Consider the following 18,957-nt stretch of genomic DNA (forward strand, 5'->3'; position numbering starts at 1 on the left):
TGACCGGTGACTTCGCCCTCCAGAGCCGACCCCGTAGCCGTTCGGCCGATCAATGATCAGGAGCTGCACCGTTCCCGCGCGGGCCGTGGGGCTCCGCTACAGCGGAATGTGGACGTCAAGGACTGGCCCGGAGACGCGGACGGGCGGTACGTCCAGGCTCTCCAGGACGTGAAGCATCGGCGTATTGACCGCGGCGACCGCGGCGGTCAGGGTGTGGTGGCCAGCTCGGCGAGCCACATCCGCCGCGTGTACGGCCAGCGCGGTGCCCAGTCCCTTGTACTGCCACTCATCCTCGACCAGCACGGCGAGTTCGCCCACCCCCGGCCGGTCGGTCCGCATGACGTTGGTCATGGCGATGATGCGGTCCCGGCACTCGGCGGTGGTGGTCACCAAGGTGGTACCGCGCTCCGGGTCGGACAAGAGCCGCCAGCCTGCCGGAGACAACTCGGGCTTACCCGCGTGGTAGCGCAGGGCTCGGCTGCCGTGCGAGCAACGGCGGTGCAGCGCCTGAACCGGTCCGAGGTCATCGGGTGTCACCTCCCGGGTCCGAGTGGTAGTGCCGTCGGTCAGCGTGATCGGGTGTGCGGTGCCTCGGGGCCCGGCGTCGGGCATTCGGCAGTCTCCTCAATTCGCGAACCTGACTGATGTGCCACGGAGTACAGCGGAGCGCCGGTCCGCCGTTGGCGCACGGCAAGTCTTTGCCACTGTCCCGGCTGCCTCAAGAGGGGTTCACGCCATACTGATCACAGATCGCACACGCTGCATTACGGAACGCATCGGAAGCGAACTCCCCTGCCCAGCGTTCGCCTTGCTCTCTGTGCCGGCGAGGAGTCCGGGCCGCCCACCCAGCACCGGATCGAAAAGTTGGGTTGGCGCGGAGGAGCACGGGTGCCAGGGAGATCCGGGGCGGCGTACGGGTTCCGCGCCAACACCGAGGAGGACCAGGAGTGGCTGGCCGGTTGGCCGGCCAACGAGCTGTACCCGGGTGGACCTGTCGCAGGACGGGCCGACGGCCGCGAGTCACATGCTGCGCGCAGCCCTCGCTCAAGCCCTCAACGGCCTGCCCCGCCACGAGATCACACTCGAACACGACGTGAAGGCGAACACCGACTTCCTCGTCGATGGCACCCAGCTGCTGCATCAGACCGCGACTCGCAGGCTTCGACAAGACGATCTACAAGCGAAGGAACGAAGTCGAGCGAACGATCAACGCGTTGAAGAACTCCCGGGCCGTGGCCACGAGGTTCGACAAGCGGGCCTACTTCGAGTCCGGCTTCCAGTCCTGGACGAGGAGCCCGAGCAGCACCTCGTCAAGAAACTCGCCCATCACCCAGGCCGAGGAGCGCAGCACGCCCTCGCGGACGAAGCCGTTGCGCTCGGCTGAGCGCAGCATCGCGGCGTTGTCCGACAGCGTCTCGATCTGCAGCCGCTGCAAGCCGCGCACGATGAAACCGTAGTGGCACAGCACCGCGACCACGTCGGTGCCGTAGCCCTTGCCGCGGGAGGACGGCAGCAGTCCAAGGCCGATGTGCGCGGACCGGTTGTGGTTGTCGATGCTCCACAGCGTCGCGGAGCCGACCAGCGTGCCGCCGTCCAGCTCCACTACAGAGAACGGGACGTGCCCTTGCTCCTTGTCGTCCACCACGAGCCGCGGGTCCTTCGAGCCGGGCGTGATCGGCCGCCACGGCCCGCCCTCGGCCCGCGAGGCGTTGACCACGTCGTCGTAGAGCTCGGCCCGCAGGATCGGGATGTCGTCCTCGTGGCGGGCCCTGAGCCCGACCTTGCTGCCTCTAAGCATGCAGTCTTCCTATCCGACCGGGTTCGCCGACGGCAAACCAATAAGGCAACTGTCGAGGATCAGGTGCACGTCGAGACGTGCGGGAACCTCCTTGTCCAGCTTGGCCAGGAACTTCTTCAACTCGACGGCCCGGTGCCGCCGGTGCAGGGAGCCGATGGCCTTGCCGGTGGCGACCTAGTGTTGGGCGGGCGCAGCCCGCACCCGCCGGGAGACCGACGTGATGGCATGGGACGGACGGGTGCCGGATCGCGACGGGGGAGGCGCGACCCGGCACCCAGCTTCGAGCCTACGCCGCCGACATCGCACTGGCGGGGCGAAGTGCTAGTTCAATATGCAAGGGCCGTCACCTGGCGCTGTCAGCAGCAAGCACGCCCTGCACAGTACGTATGTGATCTCCAAGCCCCGCCGTACGCAGGCTAGCGCCCGCGCCGGCAGATTCAGCGGCTGTTACTCGGCTGCGCCGTTGCCGTGGATGTGGAGTGTCGTGCTGCCCGACAAAGTCGGCTGGCAGTTCGACCGGCTCCACGTGCACTGCACAATCCCCGTGCTGGCCAGCCCGGTTGAGCAGTGCAGTGGGCGTCGACGGCACTGCACTCGAACCAGCTAGCCGTAAGACCCCTATTGACTATAGGGTTATTACATGGCAGGTGTAGAGCAGGCAGCAGAGGACGACATCGCGGAGCTCGTACGCCTGCGGGCGTTGCTGTTCGAGACCCTCGGCGGCGACTTCTTCAACCCCTCATCAACAGGTGACGACTGGCGGGACGCCCTTGCCGCCGTGCTGAAGGAACAGGTGAACGCGGACGCCGCGCGGATCCTCGTTGTACGCGGCGACAACGGGCTCGCCGCCTGTGGCATCGGCACCATCGAACAGCGGCTGCCCGGCCCGCACCTCCGCAACGGCCGGATCGGACACGTGATCGGCGTGGTCACCGATCCGGCGTACAGACGACGCGGCCACAGCCGAGCAATCATGCAGGCCCTGCTCGACTGGTTCCGGGAACGTGAGGTCGCCCGGGTGGACTTGTACGCCTCTTCCGACGGTGAACCGCTCTACCGTGCACTCGGCTTCGCCGATCACCCAGACCCCTCCCTGTACTGGCGTCCGTGACAAGCGCCCTGCCGCACCGAGTCCATGAGCCAGAGTCCCGAGGCTGCGCGAGGCCGGCTAGGACGGCGCCGGGTCAGTCGGCCATTGACGGGCGGTGATTCCGGCGAGGATCAGGTCGATGCCGGCGAGGAACTCTGCTCGGTCGTCGTGATCGCGTAGTTGGCCCGCGACGTTTCGGGTGAACGCGTACTCGTCAGGATCGAGGTTTGCCCACGCGACCGAGGCGGCGTCGAGGAACTCGGTCCGGTTCGTGTCCGGTTGGTGTCCGCGGGCGTTGGCGGCGTTCTGTCCGCCCACTCCGAGGATGTAGTTCAGCAGCGCGGACGCGGCGGTGAACTGGGCGGTGTGGGGTACTCCGAGCGCTCACAGACGGTCGGCCGCGGCGCACTGCACGCACTCGCACCCGGCAAGGGGATCCTCGCCCACCGGGAGACCGACGGCACCTTGCACACCTACGTGGCGCTCAACAAGCCGCAGGAGTGGATTGCCTCCATCGACTTCACCGACGCCGACGCGGCCATCGCCCGCGTCGCCGAGGAGTTCCGCGGCTGGGCCCCGGAGCTCATCGCGCTGATCACCGACGGCGAGACCGCCCCAGTCCCGCGCACCATCAACACCCTGCCGATCGGACACCGCTGGGACCGCGTGCCCGGCGTGACGCTGCTGGGCGACGCCGCCCACCTGATGTCCCCGTTCGCCGTCGAGGGCGCCAACCTCGCCATGTACGACGGCGCCGAACTCGGCAAGGCCCTCGCGACGCACCCCGGCGACACCGAGGCCGCGCTCACCGCGTACGAGGAAGCCCTCTTCCCGCGCAGCGCCGCAGCCGCCACCGAGGCCTCCCGCAACCACAAGCTCTGCTTCGACGACAACGCCCCGCAGGGCCTCGTCGACCTCTTCACCAACTACGCGCAGACCGGGTGAACTTCGACCACGCCAGCCCAGCTACGCACTGTCGCGGCCTGGGCGCCCAGACCCTCACCCCCAACACGATCAGGGGCCGCGGTCCGCAAGGACGCAGAACTCGTTCCCCTCCGGATCCGCAAGTACGACCCAGCTCTCATCACCCTGGCCGACGTCGGCGCGTCGAGCACCTAGGTCGAGCAGACGACGGACCTCTTCGTCCTGCTCCCTGTCGGTTGGGTTGATGTCGAGGTGGAGCCTGTTCTTGACGGTCTTGCCCTCGGGCACGTGCGCGAATGTCAACGTCGGTGGCACTGGGCCAAGGTGGTTCTTGCCTTCAGGCGCCATAGGGGAGCCAATTGTGACTATTCCGTCGCCTTCGTCTTGCACCTCGTAGTCAAGGACCGAGCACCAGAACCGGGCGAGACCGTCGGGATCGGCACAGTCGATCGCAAGCTCGGTGAACTTACTGGTCACGTCAGGACCTCCCGGTCAGGTAGCCGGTCCGCCAAAGGCCACACGCTCATCGCAGTGTTCGACGGCGAGGTGAACCGCGCGTGGTTGTCGTCGCCGATGGTGGCGCGGTTGAGATGTTCGTACTTCAGCGTGCCGAAGAACCACTCGACTACGCCATTGGTTTGTGGGCGCCCGCGTCGGGCACGGCGCGCCGGCGGCTCACGGGGCCGCGGACCTTGGCCTGAAGGAGAGCGCGCGACAGCGCGGGGCGGCGGGTCGATAATCGACATGTGCCGGATTCCGACGTCCTGCTGGAGCAGGGTCGCGCGTGCGCGCAGCGCGAGGCGTGGCTCGAGGCCTACGACGCGCTGAGTCGCGCCCGTGCCGCGCGGGAGCCGGCCGCCGCTGACCTCGAGACGCTCGCCCGCGCGGCGTACATGCTGGGGCGCGACGAGGAATACGTGGCCGCGCTCGAAGCGGCGCACCGAGCCCATCTTGAGGCCGGGCGCGCCCCCTCGGCGGCCCGGGCCGCGTTCTGGATCGGGCACAGTCTGCTGTTCCGCGGGCAGGGTGCGCGCGCGGCGGGCTGGTTCGATCTGGGCCGACGGCTCGTCGACGACGCGGGCGAGGACTGTGTGGAGCGCGGCTACCTGCTGATCCCCGTCTGGCTGCGGCAGATGGGGAGGGGCGACTGGGAGGACGGGTTCGCCACCGCCGCCGAGGCGGCGGCCATCGGCGACCGCTTCGGCGATGCGGACCTCGCCTGGCTGGCGAGGGACGACCAGGCCCGGGCGTTGGTCAAGCAGGGCAGGACGGAGGAGGGCCTCGGTCTCGCCGGTGAGATCCTCGTGGTGGTCACCTCCGGGGCGCTCTCCCCGGTGGTGAGCGGCATCGTCTTCTGCAACACGATCGACTTCTGCCACGACGCACACGAGATCCGGCACACGCGCGAGTGGACCGACGCGCTCACGGCCTGGTGCGCGGACCGCCCGCAGATGGTCGCCCACAACGGCCTGTGCCTGGTGCACCGCGCGGAGATGCTCCAGATGGAAGGTGCCTGGGACGAGGCGGCACGCGAGGCCGGGGTGGCCGCGGAGCGGTTCACCGACGGGATGCTCAACCGGATCGCGACCGGGAAGGCGCACTACCGGCAGGGGGAGATCCACCGCCTCCGCGGGGACGTCGACGCGGCGGAAGCGTGCTACCGCGCGGCCAGCGGGCTGGGCTGCGACCCGCTGCCCGGGCTGGCCCTGCTCAACCTCGTCCAGGGCCGGGTCGACGCCGCGGCTGCGGCGATCCGGCGGGGCCTGGTCGAGCAGGTGGAGCCGCTGCAGCAGGCGGCCCTCCTCCCGGCGTACGTCGAGATCATGCTGGCGCTGGGCGACCTCGACGCGGCACGGGCGGCCTGCGAGCAGTTCGAGCTGATCCTCAGGCGCCATCGCACCGAGGCCTTTGTTGCCGCCCATGCCCATGCCCGCGCGTCACTCGATCTCGCCCGTGGCGAGGTCGAGCCGGCACTGCGGGGCGCCCGCAGGGCGTTCGAGGGCTGGGCCGACCTCGGGGCGCCGTACGACGCGGCGCGGGCGAGGGTGCTGGTGGGCCGGGCCTGCCGGGCCCTCGGTGACGAGGAGTCGGCCGCGCTGGAGCTGGAGTCCGCGAGGACGGCCTTCGCCGGGTTGGGTGCGGCGCCCGACCTGGCTGCCGTCGAGGCGCTCGGCACCCCGCCTCGGGACCGGCACGGCCTGTCTGCGCGGGAAGTCGAGGTGCTGGGGCTGCTGGCGGGCGGGCTGAGCAACAAGGAGATCGGCGAGCGGCTCGTGATCAGCGAGCACACCGTGGCCCGGCACCTCCAGAACATCTTCGCCAAGCTCGACGTGACGTCGCGGACCGCGGCAAGCGCGTTTGCGTTCGAACATGGCCTGGTCCGCGCCGGTGGTCGGTCCTGACCACGGGTCGCGTCACCGAATGGTGGGTTCGAGCGATGCCGGACCCCGCGCCGTCTCCGTAGCGTCAAAGCCATGACCGGCCCCGCCCGGGGCCGCAGGGCGAAGGAGGCCGAGATGTACGTCGTGGCCGAGCATGCGATCCAGGACCCCCACACCGCCTTCCCGCGTGGAGAGCGGCTGCAGACCGGGGACGGCGCTCCCGAGGGGGTCCGGGTCCTGCAGTTCTACCCCAGCACGGACGCCTCGCAGGTGGTCTGCCTGTGGGAGTCGCCTTCCTTGGCGACGGTCCAGGAGTACGTCGACGCGGCCCTGGGCGACTCGAGCACCAACACGTTCTTCGAGGTCGCGGCCGAGCCGGCGTTCAGCGAGCGGCCGCTCGGTCTGGCTACGGTGCCGATGATGCATCGTCGAGAGGCCGCATCCCAGTGACCCAGAACATGACGCCGACCTGTCCCTTGTCTGTGCAGACAAGGGACAGTCACTGTTCGGCGAAGAGATGGGGCAGTTTGCGCATGTCGTGGAACACGACGGTGTCGGCGCCTTCGAGCCGCTCGGCCGGGGTCAGTCCGCCTGCATAGCCGAAGGCCCGCATGCCGGCGGCGCGGGCAGCCTCGACGCCGGGCCGGCTGTCCTCGACCACCACACACGCTGCTGGGTCGACGCCCATGTGCTGTGCGGCATACAGGAACAAGTCCGGGGCCGGCTTGCCGCGGGCGACTTCGGTGGCACTGTAGATGCGGCCCGCGAAGCGTTCGTAGAGGCCGGTGCGGCCCAGGGTGTGGCGCATCTTCTCGTGGGAGCCGCTGGAGGCGACGCAGGTCGGCAAGGTGATCGCGTCGAGTGCATCGGACAGTCCCTCGACGGGGGACAACCCGGCATCCACAGCCTCACGGTGGAGTTGTTCGAACCGCTCCCACCAGATTGCGGCCGTCTCATGGCCGAGCCTGGCCGAGACTTGCTCGCGGATGGAGGCGCTGGAGCGCCCGATGAACCGGTCGATGACTTCGTCCTCGGTGAGCGGCCGGCCCAGCTCCGCTCCCAGGGCGACCTGGACGCGTGCCGCGATGCGTTCACTGTCGACCAGCACCCCGTCGCAGTCGAATATCACGAGTTCAATCGGCTTGATCATCCCCGCAGCATAGGAGCCTGTTCGGTCAGGCTGCCTCGAGATTCTCGGGGCGTTCGAAGAGCCGGCCGTGTCCCACGCGGGCTCCGGCGCGGACGAGCGGGACGGGGTGGGCGCCTACCTTCCCGTGGTGGCGGGAAGCGAGGTCTCGCAGTGGATGTAGCGCGGCTCCGGGCGGTGGATGCGGATGCGACCCTTTCCGGCGGCCTTGGCTTCGTACATGGCCACGTCGGCGTTGTGCAGGAGTTCGTCGGGCGTGATCCCGGGAGTGGCTACCGCGATTCCGATGGAAGCCGAGACTGCGGCATCAGTGCTGCCGATGCCGTAGGGCTTCGCCAGGGCGGTGAGGATCCGCTCCGCAACTTCCCTGGTCCGGAACTGACATGCTCCCGCCTCTCCCTCCAGCAGTGCGGCGAACTCGTCACCGCCCAGACGGGCGGCCGTGTCTTCAGCACGTACCGACGCCTGGAGCCGGCGGGCAGCCTGAACGAGCACGGCATCTCCCGCGGCGTGTCCGGCCGAGTCGTTGACTGCCTTGAAACCGTCCAGGTCCAGGAGGAGCAGCGCGGGCGGGGTCGTGGCAGTGGTCCTCTTCCGTAGTGCGTGCGTGACTCTGTCGGCGAACAACGCTCGGTTGGGCAGGCCGGTCAGCGCGTCATGGAATGCCAGGTGCTCAAGCTCTGCCTGCACCGCGGCCCGCTCGGTCACATCCCGGCTGTTGAAGATCAGCCCGTCGGAGTGGTGGCTGATCGTCGACTCGACGTGGCGCCATCGCCCGTCGGCGGCCCGAACCCGACAGGACACGTAGCTGCCCGGGCCGCGGGCACCCGACTCGGCCTCCTGGCGCAGTGTCTCGACGGCTTGCATCAGCTCGTCCAGGTCGTCGGGGTGGGTGTACAGCGGCAGGCGGGCGCCTACGAGATCCTCGGGCTGGTATCCGAAAACCTGGCGGACGGCCGGACTGATGTAGAGCACGCGACCCTCCAGACTGACGATGGTGATCACATCGCTCGACCCGTCGACCAGCGTGCGGTAATGGGCTTCACGTGCTGCGGCCTCTCGCGTGATGCGCAGATGGTCGGCGTGGGTGACGCCCTGTCGGATGCCGAGCCCGAGAAGCACAGAACCTGCCAGGACGACCATCACGACATCGGTGTGGCCGCCGGCAAGGGTGTGCGCCGCCATGGCAAGCACGCAGACGATCACGGGCACAAAGGCCGCAACTACCCCGACGACTGGCATCTCCCGCTGGTCGACTCCCACCACGCTGGCGCCGCCGGGCAGCCACGGCGCGGCGGCGACGAGGAACAGTCCGGTCATCGAGCATGTCGCCGCGAGAGGCATCCCCCACCAGGTGCCAGGCGCCGTCAAGAGGATGCGCAGCATGTCGCTCATCGCCAGGAGGACGAGGGCCACGGTCGACACGGTGACCGATGTGCGCTCCCCGCGTCTCATGCCGAAGCGCAAGGCGACCAGTAGTCCCAGGACGAGGATGTCCGTCACGACGCGGGCGAGATCCAACAGCGACCCCGACACATCTCCGCCTTGGTCGGCGCGATGCATGAGCAGCACCCAGCTCAGCGTGAGCAGCGATCCTGCGATCATCCATCCGTCCAGGAGGCGCCGAAACCAGACCAGGGTCGTGCCGCCGTCCGCGGCTGCCACCACCAGTCCGGCGACGCCCAGGCATAGACAAACGCAGAGCCCCGCAACTGCCAGTAGCTCAACCACAGAAGAGAGAACAGAAGAGCCTCTTGGAGACGAAGCGAGCTGCCCCAGCACCAGGTGGTGAAGACCGCCCCCTGCCACCGAAGCGGCGAGCAGCATCATGCGAGGACGCACCCTGTCCGGCGCCGTTCGGGTACGGGCGAGCAGAGAGAAGACAGCCACCGCGTGCGCTGCCGGCACGCCGATGCCTGGCCCCAGTAACGCGGCCGCCGTCACACCCACTCCCCCTGCGGCGGTGATCGCAGACCCGATGCACAGCGCCTTGCCCACCCCTGCCACCTGCCGCCGGCCGCCAGAGGTGGGGTGAATCGAACCACCCCGACCGGCCCCTCCCTGCATCATGCGAACCCCCGCGGGTGATCGAGCTCAGAAGGGCAGACACAAGCTCCCTGGACAGCTCCGTGGTCTACATCAAGTGCGATAAGAGGGTAGGGGGATCTATGCCCGAGGCGTATGACCGCGAGGGGGTTTCACCTGAAATAACGACAGCTTCTGTGCGCCGATGACGTCGGTGTCGTCGAGCTGGTATGCACGACCCCGAGTTCAGCCACCGTGTGGGGGTGCGGAGGCAACCGCGCTGCGGGCACCGTTGAAGATCGCGCCCGAGCCGGAAGGCGTCTGGTTGAGTACCCAGAGACCGATCAGTACGGCGAGGGCGAAGACGACCGTGATGAGGACCGCCAGGACCAGGCGGCGCCTGCGTTCGCGGCGGAGCCAGTCGCCACGGGCGGTCCGATAGGCGTCGGGGGCGGGCCGCACCTGGTGGGCGAGGGCCTCGAGAGTCTCGCGGAGCTGCTTCTCAGTGCCGGGGGCACCCGGGGTGGTGCTCATCGCCGTGTCTCCATCGCCTGGGTGAGAGCGGCGAGGCCGCGCGCGGTATGGGTCTTGACCGATCCTGCCGAAATGCCCATCGCGTCAGCGATCTCGCTTTCTTTCAGGCCCAGCCAGTGCCGCAGCACGAGGGCTTCGCGCTGCCGGGCGGGCAGTTGCTGGAGGGCGTCGACCAACACCCGCTGGTCGTCACGGAGCAGGGCCGAATTCTCGGCCGAGGCGACCGGGTCGGCCGGCGGTGCCTCGGCGTGCCGACGGGCCACCTGGAGATGACGTATCCGCATCCGGGTCAGATTGCAGACGGTGGAGCGCAGATACGCCTCCGCTGATTCGGCGTCGCGCAGTTTCCGCCACCTCCGGTAGATCTGGTAGAACGCCTCGGCCACGATGTTCTCCGGATCGTCGGCGCCCAGCAGCGCGGCGAGGCGGAGCATCGAGGTGTAGTGAAGATCGAAGAGCCGGGCTACGGCCGCCTCCCGCTCCGCTTCCGCGGTTCCGGCGAGGTCGGCTGTACTTGCCTCTGCCACGCCTGCCGGCCCGGCCACCTGCGGCGGTGGTGACGGGACGCCGGTGGTCACGGGCCGGACTGTCCGTCTTGTGCTCATGCCTTGCTCGCTCCCGTCTCAGGACGGTGCCTGACTGTCAGCCGGCCTGGCAGCGCGGTGGAGTCCGCGCCCCGGGGTGTGCCGATCCGGTCCAGTACGGCCGTGCCGGCCAGCGAGACTGCCAGGTTGAGGATCAGAGCGGCCAGCCCCGCGTAGATCTCCACCGGATGACCGGAGATGCCGGGCAGGCCGAGCGGTACGACGGGCGAGAAGCCCTCCCGTACGACCATGACCGTGCCGAACAGCATCCCGGCGGCCCACCCCGCGAGCAGCGCCCGGTGATGCAGCCGGCGGGTGAACAGCCCGATGGCCACAGCGGGGAAGATCTGGAGGATCCAGACACCGCCGAGGAGCTGGAGGTTGATGGCGTCCTGGTCCCGCAGCCCGAAGACGAACGCGACGGCTCCCGCCTTGGCCGTGAGGGAGACCGCCTTGGCGATCCGTACCTGACGCTTGGGCGTGGCGGTGGGGTGGAAATACTCGGTGTAGACATTGCGTACGAACGAGGTCGCGGCCGCGATCGACATGACCGCGGCCGGGACCAGCGCACCCACGGTGATCGCGCCGAAGACCAGACCCGCCAGCGGCCCCGGCATCAGGCGGTCCACCAGGATGGGGACCGCGGCCTCGGCGCCACCTTCGGGGGTCTCGACGCCCGAGGCGAGCGCCGCGATGCCGAGCAGCCCGAACAGTGCGAGCACCGCGGTCCAGGCGGGCAGGGCAACGGCGACCCGGCGCAGGACGCGCGGGCTGGAAGCGGCGAAGGCGGCGGTAAGGACGTGCGGGTACATCAGCAGGGCGAGCGCCGAGCCCAGGGCCAGGGTGGCGAAGGCGGGCTGCTGGTCCGGAGAGAGGACGAGGGAGGCGTGGCCGGCGTCCGGGCCGGAGAGCCGGCGGGCGGCCTGGTCGAAGACGGCACCGGGGCCGCCGAGGCGGGCCAGCACGAGCCAGCTGACGGCGAGTACCGAGCAGAAGACCGCCACACCCTTGAGCGCCGCTATGACGGTGGGCGCGCGCAGACCGTGCCGGTAGGTGGCGACCGCGAGACCGGCGAAGATCGCGGCCATTGCCAGGTCGCCGGTGGCGGCACTCGGGTAGAGCCCGCCCGCGGTGAGTACGGCGCGGATGCCCAGGAGCTGCAGGGCGAGGTAGGGCATGGTGGCGAGGATGCCGGTGAGCGCGACGACCAGGGCCAGCGGGCCCGAACCGTAGCGTCCGCGGACGAAGTCGGCGGCGGTGACGTAGCCGTGGTCCCGTGCCGCGCTCCACATCCGGGGCAGCAGTACGAAGGCGAGCGGGCAGACGATCACGGTGTACGGGAGGGCGAAGAAGGCGGGTGCCCCGTTCCCGTACACCAGGCCGGGTACGGCGGCGAAGGTGTACGCGGTGAAGATGGTGCCGCCCAGCAGCAACCAGGTCCAGACGGTGCCGAGGCTGCGGTCGGCCAGCGCCCAGCCCTCCAAGGAGGGCAGATTGTCGTTGGCGTGCAGGCGGCGCGCGGTGACGGCAAGCAGCGACGCACCGCCGATGACGGCGAGGAACGCCGCGACCATGGGACCTTCGGTCATCGGTCACCGTCCTTGGTGTCCTGGGAGTGCGCGAGCCCTGTCGCATACGAGTTGCGCGTAGGGCCGGCTGCGATGACAGGAAAACCAGGGAAATCTCTCTGAAATCTTCTGTCAACCGAATCACGGACGCCGGCAACTCTTGCACAGACCGACAGGAATGAGGAGGTCACCCGTGGTACGGATCCCGCTCCCCCGCCACCACCATGCCTGGCGCCGGACAGCGGCCGGGGTCTGCCTCGTCGCTCCCGTCGTTGCCCTGCTGTGGGTGCCCTGGTACGCGCAGGACCGGCCGGAGCTGGCCGGGGTGCCGTTCTTCTACTGGTACCAGCTCGCCTGGGTGCCGGTGTGCAGCCTCGCCCTGCTCGCGGCGTATCTGCTGACCCGGCGTCCGCCCAAGCCCTGACCCGCACCCGCTTCTCCTTCACCGTCACCCTTCACCCCAGACCCGCCGAGCCGAGGATCCTCCATGCCAAAAAACGTCCAAGTGCGTCCGAAATCGATTGCTTTGTGGACCTTCGTCGCCCTACTCGGCGCCTTCGCCTGGGGCATGGTGGCCCTGGCCCGGGGCGAGGAGATCTCCGCCGTATGGCTGGTGGTCGCGGCCCTGGGGTCGTATGCCATCGCGTACCGCTTCTACTCACGCTTCATCGCCCGGCGCGTGCTGAAGCTCGACGACACTCGAGCCACACCCGCCGAGCGGCTCGAGGACGGGGTCGACTTCCAGCCGACCGACCGCCGTGTGCTGCTCGGACATCACTTCGCGGCGATCGCAGGGGCCGGGCCGCTGGTCGGGCCGGTGCTGGCCGCCCAGATGGGATATCTGCCGGGGACCATCTGGATCGTCGTCGGCGTGATCTTCGCCGGGGCGGTGCAGGACATGGTGGTGCTGTTCCTGTCCATGCGCCGGGACGGCAAGTCGCTCGGTCAGATGGCCCGTGAGGAGATCGGCAAGGTGGGCGGGGCCGCGGCGCTGATCGCGGTCTTCGTTATCATGATCATCCTGCTGGGTGTGCTGGCGCTGGTCGTCGTCAATGCCCTCGCGCACTCCCCGTGGGGGACCTTCTCGGTCACCATGACCATCCCCATCGCCCTCTTCATGGGCTTCTATCTGCAGTACCTGCGCCCGGGACGGGTGGCCGAGACGAGCCTGATCGGTGTCGCACTGCTGCTCCTCGCCATCGTCGGCGGCGGCTGGGTGGAGAACTCCTCACTCGCCGACGCCTTCACCTGGAGCCCGACAACTCTCGTCTTCTGCCTGGCCGGCTATGGATTCGTCGCCTCCGTTCTGCCGGTGTGGATGCTGCTCGCGCCGCGCGACTACCTCTCCACCTTCATGAAGATCGGCACCATCGCGCTGCTCGCGGTCGGCGTACTGGTGGCCGCACCCAAGCTGCAGGCCGAGGCGGTGAGCGACTTCGCCACCTCGGGCACCGGACCGGTCTTCGCCGGCTCCCTCTTCCCGTTCCTGTTCATCACCATCGCCTGCGGCGCGCTGTCCGGCTTCCACTCCCTGGTCGCTTCCGGGACCACCCCGAAGCTGATCCAGAAGGAGTCCCAGGTACGGATGATCGGCTACGGCGCGATGCTGATGGAGTCGTTCGTCGCCGTCATGGCCCTGATCGCCGCCTCCGTCCTCGACCCGGGGCTGTACTACGCGATGAACGCCCCCGCGGGGATGCTCGGCACCACCGTCGAATCCGCCTCCCAGGCGGTCGCCGGCCTCGGCTTCACGATCACACCCGAGCAACTGACCGCCGCCGCGAAGGCGGTGGAGGAACAGACGCTGATCGCCCGCTCAGGCGGGGCACCCACACTGGCGGTCGGCATGTCGGAGATCTTCTCCGGGGTCTTCGGCGGGGCCGCCCTGAAGGCCTTCTGGTACCACTTCGCGATCATGTTCGAGGCACTGTTCATCCTCACCACGGTCGACGCGGGCACCCGGGTGGGCCGCTTCATGCTCCAGGACATGCTCGGCAACGTCTACAAGCCGATCGGCCGCGTCAACTGGAAGCCGGGTATCTGGATCACCAGCGCACTGGTCGTGACCGCCTGGGGCTACTTCCTCTACACCGGCGCCACCGACCCGCTGGGCGGAATCAACCAGCTCTTCCCGCTCTTCGGCATCGCCAACCAGCTGCTCGCCGCGGTAGCCCTCACCGTCTGCACCACCGTCCTGGTCAAGTCCGGACGGCTGCGCTGGGCCTGGGTAACCGCCGTCCCGCTGGCCTGGGTGGTCGCCGTCACCTTCACCGCCGGCTGGCAGAAGATCTTCTCCGACGACCCGCGCGTCGGCTTCTTCGCCCAGCGGCACAAGTACGCCGACGGTATCGACGCGGGCACCGTGCTTCCCCCCGCCAAGACCATGGACGACATGCACACCGTGGTCACCAACTCCACCGTCGACGGCGTCCTCATCGCCGTCTTCCTCCTGCTGGTCGTGACCGTGATCGCCAACGCGGCCGTGGTGTGCGCCCGCGCTCTGCGCTCGCCCGCCCAGCTGCCCACCACGGAAGCGCCGTACGTCGTCTCGCAGCTCAAGGTGCCGGTGCCGGGGCCCCGCAAGGAGCTCGCCGGAGCCCGCGAATGACGCTCCGTCACGTGCTGGACGAACTGCGCTGGTACGTACGGGAGTTCACCGGCGAGGCCGCGTACGACCGATACTGCGAGCGCCACCTCCGCAACCACCCCGACGCCCCTGTCCCCACCCGCCCGGAGTACGAGAAGCTGCGCATCGCGCACCAAGAGGCCCACCCGAGCAGCCGCTGCTGCTGACCGACCCGGGGTGCCGCGCCGTTGCCAGGTCGCGGCACCCCGCTCCCCTTGGCTGGACTGTCCCGGCGCGCCACGCACCAACCGAATATCACCGCACATAAGGTGCGGAAGCATGGATGTCGGATCTGGGATCGGTCGCCACCACGGCGCGGGAAGCGGGTCTCGATGAAGCTGCCGCTGCTCAAGGGCCGCACACGCCGCGCGGTGGCCGTCGCGCTGGCCGCCTGCTGCGTGAGCCTTGCACCGGTGAACGCAGGCGCCCCGGCGTCTGCCACACACGTGTGGAGGCTGGAGTTGGCCGACGACTTCGAGGGGGCAGCGGGCAGTCTGCCCGACGCCGACAAGTGGATCATCGATCTCGGCACCGGATACCCCGGCGGTCCACCCCAGTGGGGCACCGGCGAGGTCCAGACCTACACCGCGGACCCGGCCAACCTCAGCCGCGACGGCAACGGCAACCTGCGGATCACACCGCTGCGGGACCGTGCCGGGCGATGGACCTCCGGACGTATCGAAACCCGCCGCAGTGACTTCCAGCCTCCCGCCGGCGGAAGACTGCGCATCCAGGCCCGCATCCAACTCCCCGCCGTCACCGGCCCCGCCGCCGAAGGCTACTGGCCCGCCCTGTGGACCATGGGCGCGCCCTTCCGCACGGGCCAGGCGCCCTCACCCACCGCCGGCGAGTTCGACATCATGGAGAACGTGAACGGCCTCAACCGGATCTGGGGCGTCATGCACTGCGGCACCCCCACCGGCGGCCCGTGCAACGAAAGCACCGGCATCGCCGCCACCACCAGCTGCCCCCGCACACGCTGCACCGGCCATTTCCACACGTACACCCTCGACTGGGACCGCAGCACCCAGCCCGAGAGGCTGAGCTGGTACGTCGACGGCAGGCAATACCACACCGTCAGCTCGGCACAGGTGGACGAGGCCGCCTGGAGCGCCGCCACGGGCCACGGGCACTTCATCCTCCTCAACCTGGCCATCGGCGGCGGCTTCCCCAACGCGCTCGCCGGGAAGAGCACACCCACCCAGAGGACCCGCCCCGGCAGTCCCATGCTCGTCGACCACGTCACCGTTCTCACCAGCGGCACGGCCTGACGGACCTCGCGTACGGATCCTGCCGTGCCGTGTCGCCGGCGCCACGGAGCCCGGCCATGAGAACGCCGCCCGGCGCGTTGCTTGGGGACCGCAACCGGGATTCGCGATCCTGGTACGACGATGCGGCTCACTCTGGTCATCGCGATTCTCGCTGCCGTGCAGGTGTGGGGAAACCAGCTGGCGGCCGCTTGGTACGTCCCCCTCTGCGCCGCCACGACCGCGGTTCTCCTGCTGATCGCCCGGTGGGACGGCCTCACCTGGGCGGACCTGGGACTCGGCGCCGCCTCCGCCCGCCGGGGCCTGCGCTGGGGACTGGTCCTCGTCGGAGCCGTTCTGGTGGTCTATCTGCTGGGTCTGGCCATGCCGTTCACCCGGGACGCCTTCCTCGACGAGCGCGCAGCGGAGCTGTCCCCGGAACAGCTGGAATTCCGCGTGCTGGTCCGCGTACCGCTCGGCACCGTGCTGCTCGAGGAGATCGCGTTCCGGGGAGTTCTCTGGGCCATGATCGAGCGGCGGCGGGGAACCACCTGGGCCACCGCCACCTCCTCGGTGCTCTTCGGGCTCTGGCACGTGCAGCCCGCGCGGGGGCTCACGCGCGCGAACGCGGCCGCCGAGTCGGTCTTCGGCACGAGCAGTACCGGCGTCGCCCTGTCCGTGGCGGCGGTGGTCCTTGGCACCGCCATCGCCGGTGTCTTCTTCTGCGAACTCCGCCGCCGCTCCGGCAGCCTCATCCCTCCCGTCGCGCTGCACTGCGCCCTGAGCAGCGCGGGCTATGCGCTCGCCTGGGCGGTCGCCCGCTGGTGAGGTGCGAGTGGCTAGAGCTCGACCACCGGACAGGTAAGGGTGCGGGAGATGCCTTCGACCTTCTGGATCCGGGCGATCACCAGACGGCCCAGGTCATCCACGGTCTCCCCCTCGGCCTGTGCGATCACGTCGTACGGGCCGGCCACCGCCTTGGCCCGCAGCACGCCGGGGATGGCCGACACCGCCGCGGCAACATCACGTGCCGTGCCCGCTCGGGTCTGGATCAAGATGTAGGCCTCGACCATGACGAACCTCCCTGCGCCTCGCAGCAGGTACTCCCGCGGGGCGGGCGCTGCGGCGCTGTGCCCTCGCGGTCAAGGCCAGTGTGCGCCGTCGCGGGCCGCGTGACCAAGGGGCCGGGTATCAGGGCGTCGCTGCGGACAGCGGGCTCCGCTCCACCCAGAAAAGCGTGGGTGGGTGGAGCGGAGCGCCCCGGCTGTTGCTCAGCGGTCCGTGTCAGTGGTCGCGGTACACCTCCGCGACCAGGAAGGCCAGGTCCAGCGATTGCGTACGGTTGAGCCGCGGGTCACAGGCGGTCTCGTACCGCCGGTTCAGGTCCGCGTCGAGGATCTTGTCGCCGCCGCCGACGCATTCGGTGACGTTGTCACCGGTCAACTCCACATGGATGCCGCCCGGGTGGGTGCCGAGCCCGTGGTGCACCTCGAAGAAGCCCTTGACCTCGTCCAGTACGTCGTCGAACATGCGGGTCTTGTATCCGCTGGCCGACTCGCGGGTGTTGCCGTGCATGGGGTCGCACTGCCACACCACCCGGGCACCCGACGCAGTGACCTTTTCCACCAGTGACGGCAGCCGGTCACGTACCTTGTCCGCCCCCATCCTGGTGATGAAGGTCAGCCGACCGGGCTCCCGGTTCGGGTCCAGTCTGTCGATCAGGGCCAGCGCTTCGTCAGCCGTGGTGCCCGGGCCCAGCTTGACGCCGATCGGGTTGTGGATCCGGGAGGCGAACTCGACGTGTGCGCCGTCCAGTTGGCGGGTGCGCTCGCCGATCCACACCATGTGGCCGGAGACGTCGTACAGCCGGCCGCTGCGGGAGTCCACCCGGGTCAGCGCCGACTCGTAGTCCAGGATGAGCGCCTCGTGGCTGGCGAAGAACTCGACCGTCCTGAACTCCTCCGGATCGGTCCCGCAGGCCCGCATGAAGGACAGCGCGTTGTCGATCTCCCTGGCCAGCCGCTCGTAGCGCTTGCCCGACGGTGACAGTGCCACGAAGTCCTGGTTCCAGGAGTGCACTTGGCGCAGATCGGCGAAACCACCGGTGGTGAAGGCGCGGACCAGGTTCAGCGTCGCCGCCGAGGCGTGGTACATCTGCTTCAGCCGCTGCGGGTCCGGAGTCCGGGACTGCTGGGTGAACTTGAGGCCGTTGACCGAGTCGCCTCGGTACACGGGCAGTTCGACGCCGTCGCGTGTCTCGGTGGGCCTGGAGCGGGGCTTGGAGTACTGACCGGCGATCCGGCCCACCTTGACCACGGGTACCGAGGCCGCGTACGTCAGGACGACTGCCATCTGCAGCAGCGTCCTCAGCTTGTTCTGGATCTGTTCGGCGGAGACCCCGTCGAAGGTCTCGGCGCAGTCTCCGCCCTGCAGGAGAAATGCCTCGCCCTTCGCCACCGACGCGAGCCGCTCGCGCAGCAGGTCGCACTCACCGGCGAACACCAGGGGCGGACAGGACTCGAGTTCCGTGAGTACGGCGCGCAGGGCTTCGGGGTCCGGCCATGTCGGCTGCTGCGCAGCGGGGAAGGACTGATAGGAGTTCTTCGCGGGGAGGGACGCGCAGGAATCCGTCTTCGACACGCTCATGTCCGACCGCCACCACTCCATGTCGCCACCTCGGACTTAGTCATGCGGAGCTCACTGTTCATCGGCCCCGCCACCGCGGGAGAGTCGCAGGATGAGCAGGGCGGCTTCGGCGCCGATGTCGCCGAGTGTCGCGCGGTAGTGGCTGATGATCTGGGTCTCGCGGGCTGGGGCGAGGGCAGGTCCGCCGGTGGACATGCGGGTTGCCTGCACCTGGGAGGACAGGGCCATGCGCTGCTCGATCAGTCCGATCAGCTGCCGGTCGATCTCGTCGATGCGAGCCCGGTGCCGGCCGACGGCGACGACGGCGTTGGCCGCGCCCGGAGCGTCGGCGGGCACTCCGGTGTCGACGGGCACGCCGATCACAGAATGGGCAAGGGGGCTTGGCAC

Annotated in this window: 20 protein-coding genes and 4 pseudogenes; 10 read left to right on the forward strand and 14 right to left on the reverse strand. The window is 69.2% G+C overall.

The annotated features are described in order from the left end of the window. Window positions 1–96: 96 nt before the first annotated feature. Window positions 97–612: a GNAT family N-acetyltransferase gene (locus OG741_RS02710; RefSeq protein ID WP_405594708.1), complete on the reverse strand. Its 516-nt coding sequence runs from the start codon at window positions 610–612 to the stop codon at window positions 97–99. 536 nt (window positions 613–1,148) lie between these two features. On the opposite strand from OG741_RS02710, the pseudogene OG741_RS02715 reads away from it, so the two are divergent. Further along, window positions 1,149–1,274: pseudogene (locus OG741_RS02715) on the forward strand (IS5/IS1182 family transposase); the annotation flags it as partial. Here OG741_RS02715 and OG741_RS02720 read toward each other — a convergent pair. Beyond that, window positions 1,259–1,798 carry a GNAT family N-acetyltransferase gene (locus tag OG741_RS02720; RefSeq protein ID WP_405594711.1) on the reverse strand — a complete coding sequence of 180 codons (540 nt, stop codon included), beginning with the start codon at window positions 1,796–1,798 and terminating at the stop codon, window positions 1,259–1,261. The pseudogene OG741_RS02715 and the gene OG741_RS02720 sit on opposite strands and share 16 nt — an antisense overlap. Window positions 1,799–1,846: 48 nt before the next feature. Next, a pseudogene (locus OG741_RS02725) lies at window positions 1,847–1,972 on the reverse strand (IS630 family transposase); the annotation flags it as partial. 466 nt (window positions 1,973–2,438) lie between these two features. Here OG741_RS02725 and OG741_RS02730 point away from each other — a divergent pair. After that, complete coding sequence (locus OG741_RS02730; protein WP_405594713.1) at window positions 2,439–2,909, forward strand: GNAT family N-acetyltransferase; 471 nt, start codon at window positions 2,439–2,441, stop codon at window positions 2,907–2,909. A gap of 57 nt (window positions 2,910–2,966) precedes the next feature. Here the strand turns inward: OG741_RS02730 and OG741_RS02735 are convergent. Then, window positions 2,967–3,272: pseudogene (locus OG741_RS02735) on the reverse strand (TetR/AcrR family transcriptional regulator); the annotation flags it as partial. Here OG741_RS02735 and OG741_RS02740 point away from each other — a divergent pair. Continuing rightward, window positions 3,273–3,833: pseudogene (locus OG741_RS02740) on the forward strand (FAD-dependent oxidoreductase); the annotation flags it as partial. Between the two features lie 69 nt (window positions 3,834–3,902). Here the strand turns inward: OG741_RS02740 and OG741_RS02745 are convergent. Next, window positions 3,903–4,289, reverse strand: a complete 387-nt coding sequence (locus OG741_RS02745; RefSeq protein ID WP_405594715.1) for a VOC family protein — start codon at window positions 4,287–4,289, stop codon at window positions 3,903–3,905. Further along, window positions 4,286–4,558 carry a hypothetical protein gene (locus OG741_RS02750; protein WP_405594717.1) on the reverse strand — a complete coding sequence of 91 codons (273 nt, stop codon included), beginning with the start codon at window positions 4,556–4,558 and terminating at the stop codon, window positions 4,286–4,288. The genes OG741_RS02745 and OG741_RS02750 overlap by 4 nt, the downstream gene beginning before the upstream one ends. Here OG741_RS02750 and OG741_RS02755 point away from each other — a divergent pair, their 5' ends adjacent. Both OG741_RS02755 and OG741_RS02760 read left to right on the forward strand, forming a co-directional pair. Then, complete coding sequence (locus OG741_RS02755) at window positions 4,559–6,214, forward strand: LuxR C-terminal-related transcriptional regulator (RefSeq protein ID WP_405594719.1); 1,656 nt, start codon at window positions 4,559–4,561, stop codon at window positions 6,212–6,214. A 72-nt stretch (window positions 6,215–6,286) separates the two neighbouring features. After that, window positions 6,287–6,643: a hypothetical protein gene (locus tag OG741_RS02760; RefSeq protein WP_405594722.1), complete on the forward strand. Its 357-nt coding sequence runs from the start codon at window positions 6,287–6,289 to the stop codon at window positions 6,641–6,643. A gap of 49 nt (window positions 6,644–6,692) precedes the next feature. Here OG741_RS02760 and OG741_RS02765 read toward each other — a convergent pair whose 3' ends face one another. The 5 genes from OG741_RS02765 to OG741_RS02785 form a co-directional block, all read right to left on the reverse strand. Further along, a complete protein-coding gene (locus tag OG741_RS02765; protein WP_405594724.1) occupies window positions 6,693–7,343 on the reverse strand; it encodes an HAD family hydrolase in 651 nt (216 codons plus the stop codon). 114 nt (window positions 7,344–7,457) lie between these two features. Continuing rightward, complete coding sequence (locus OG741_RS02770; protein ID WP_405594727.1) at window positions 7,458–9,338, reverse strand: diguanylate cyclase domain-containing protein; 1,881 nt, start codon at window positions 9,336–9,338, stop codon at window positions 7,458–7,460. Window positions 9,339–9,611: 273 nt separating this feature from the next. Then, window positions 9,612–9,899, reverse strand: coding sequence for a hypothetical protein (locus OG741_RS02775; protein WP_405594729.1), 288 nt, complete (start codon window positions 9,897–9,899; stop codon window positions 9,612–9,614). Then, complete coding sequence (locus tag OG741_RS02780) at window positions 9,896–10,504, reverse strand: SigE family RNA polymerase sigma factor (RefSeq protein WP_405594732.1); 609 nt, start codon at window positions 10,502–10,504, stop codon at window positions 9,896–9,898. The genes OG741_RS02775 and OG741_RS02780 overlap by 4 nt, the downstream gene beginning before the upstream one ends. Then, the gene (locus tag OG741_RS02785) at window positions 10,501–12,072 is read right to left on the reverse strand and encodes a sodium:solute symporter (RefSeq protein ID WP_405594734.1); all 1,572 of its coding nucleotides are present in this window, start codon (window positions 12,070–12,072) and stop codon (window positions 10,501–10,503) included. Before OG741_RS02785 ends, OG741_RS02780 begins: the two co-directional genes overlap by 4 nt. Before the next feature lie 172 nt (window positions 12,073–12,244). On the opposite strand from OG741_RS02785, the gene OG741_RS02790 reads away from it, so the two are divergent. From OG741_RS02790 to OG741_RS02810, 5 genes are all read left to right on the forward strand, one after another. Continuing rightward, window positions 12,245–12,475 carry a DUF3311 domain-containing protein gene (locus OG741_RS02790; RefSeq protein ID WP_405594736.1) on the forward strand — a complete coding sequence of 77 codons (231 nt, stop codon included), beginning with the start codon at window positions 12,245–12,247 and terminating at the stop codon, window positions 12,473–12,475. 63 nt (window positions 12,476–12,538) lie between these two features. Beyond that, on the forward strand, window positions 12,539–14,659 hold the full coding sequence (locus OG741_RS02795; RefSeq protein ID WP_405594738.1) for a carbon starvation CstA family protein: 2,121 nt from the start codon (window positions 12,539–12,541) through the stop codon (window positions 14,657–14,659). Further along, a complete protein-coding gene (locus OG741_RS02800; RefSeq protein WP_405594740.1) occupies window positions 14,656–14,844 on the forward strand; it encodes a YbdD/YjiX family protein in 189 nt (62 codons plus the stop codon). Before OG741_RS02795 ends, OG741_RS02800 begins: the two co-directional genes overlap by 4 nt. Window positions 14,845–15,009: 165 nt before the next feature. Continuing rightward, window positions 15,010–15,948 carry a glycoside hydrolase family 16 protein gene (locus tag OG741_RS02805; protein WP_405594742.1) on the forward strand — a complete coding sequence of 313 codons (939 nt, stop codon included), beginning with the start codon at window positions 15,010–15,012 and terminating at the stop codon, window positions 15,946–15,948. Window positions 15,949–16,068: 120 nt separating this feature from the next. Further along, window positions 16,069–16,752, forward strand: a complete 684-nt coding sequence (locus OG741_RS02810; protein WP_405594744.1) for a CPBP family intramembrane glutamic endopeptidase — start codon at window positions 16,069–16,071, stop codon at window positions 16,750–16,752. Window positions 16,753–16,763: 11 nt separating this feature from the next. Here the strand turns inward: OG741_RS02810 and OG741_RS02815 are convergent, their stop codons facing one another. From OG741_RS02815 to OG741_RS02825, 3 genes are all read right to left on the reverse strand, one after another. Further along, the gene (locus OG741_RS02815; RefSeq protein ID WP_405594746.1) at window positions 16,764–16,997 is read right to left on the reverse strand and encodes an Lrp/AsnC family transcriptional regulator; all 234 of its coding nucleotides are present in this window, start codon (window positions 16,995–16,997) and stop codon (window positions 16,764–16,766) included. 211 nt (window positions 16,998–17,208) lie between these two features. After that, window positions 17,209–18,570, reverse strand: a complete 1,362-nt coding sequence (locus tag OG741_RS02820; RefSeq protein WP_405594748.1) for a class II 3-deoxy-7-phosphoheptulonate synthase — start codon at window positions 18,568–18,570, stop codon at window positions 17,209–17,211. A gap of 51 nt (window positions 18,571–18,621) precedes the next feature. Further along, window positions 18,622–18,957, reverse strand: a complete 336-nt coding sequence (locus tag OG741_RS02825; RefSeq protein WP_405594750.1) for a chorismate mutase — start codon at window positions 18,955–18,957, stop codon at window positions 18,622–18,624.

It is taken from the genome of Streptomyces sp. NBC_01410 (genome assembly GCF_045040195.1).
GTDB lineage: Bacteria > Actinomycetota > Actinomycetes > Streptomycetales > Streptomycetaceae > Streptomyces.

Coding starts and splice junctions, on each gene's coding strand:
- OG741_RS02710 (WP_405594708.1), bottom strand. CDS start 612: ATGCCCGACGCCGGGCCCCGAGGCACCGCACACCCGATCACGCTGACC.
- OG741_RS02720 (WP_405594711.1), bottom strand. CDS start 1,798: ATGCTTAGAGGCAGCAAGGTCGGGCTCAGGGCCCGCCACGAGGACGAC.
- OG741_RS02730 (WP_405594713.1), top strand. CDS start 2,439: ATGGCAGGTGTAGAGCAGGCAGCAGAGGACGACATCGCGGAGCTCGTA.
- OG741_RS02750 (WP_405594717.1), bottom strand. CDS start 4,558: ATGTCGATTATCGACCCGCCGCCCCGCGCTGTCGCGCGCTCTCCTTCA.
- OG741_RS02760 (WP_405594722.1), top strand. CDS start 6,287: ATGACCGGCCCCGCCCGGGGCCGCAGGGCGAAGGAGGCCGAGATGTAC.
- OG741_RS02765 (WP_405594724.1), bottom strand. CDS start 7,343: ATGATCAAGCCGATTGAACTCGTGATATTCGACTGCGACGGGGTGCTG.
- OG741_RS02775 (WP_405594729.1), bottom strand. CDS start 9,899: ATGAGCACCACCCCGGGTGCCCCCGGCACTGAGAAGCAGCTCCGCGAG.
- OG741_RS02780 (WP_405594732.1), bottom strand. CDS start 10,504: ATGAGCACAAGACGGACAGTCCGGCCCGTGACCACCGGCGTCCCGTCA.
- OG741_RS02785 (WP_405594734.1), bottom strand. CDS start 12,072: ATGACCGAAGGTCCCATGGTCGCGGCGTTCCTCGCCGTCATCGGCGGT.
- OG741_RS02795 (WP_405594738.1), top strand. CDS start 12,539: ATGCCAAAAAACGTCCAAGTGCGTCCGAAATCGATTGCTTTGTGGACC.
- OG741_RS02800 (WP_405594740.1), top strand. CDS start 14,656: ATGACGCTCCGTCACGTGCTGGACGAACTGCGCTGGTACGTACGGGAG.
- OG741_RS02805 (WP_405594742.1), top strand. CDS start 15,010: ATGAAGCTGCCGCTGCTCAAGGGCCGCACACGCCGCGCGGTGGCCGTC.
- OG741_RS02810 (WP_405594744.1), top strand. CDS start 16,069: ATGCGGCTCACTCTGGTCATCGCGATTCTCGCTGCCGTGCAGGTGTGG.
- OG741_RS02815 (WP_405594746.1), bottom strand. CDS start 16,997: ATGGTCGAGGCCTACATCTTGATCCAGACCCGAGCGGGCACGGCACGT.
- OG741_RS02820 (WP_405594748.1), bottom strand. CDS start 18,570: ATGAGCGTGTCGAAGACGGATTCCTGCGCGTCCCTCCCCGCGAAGAAC.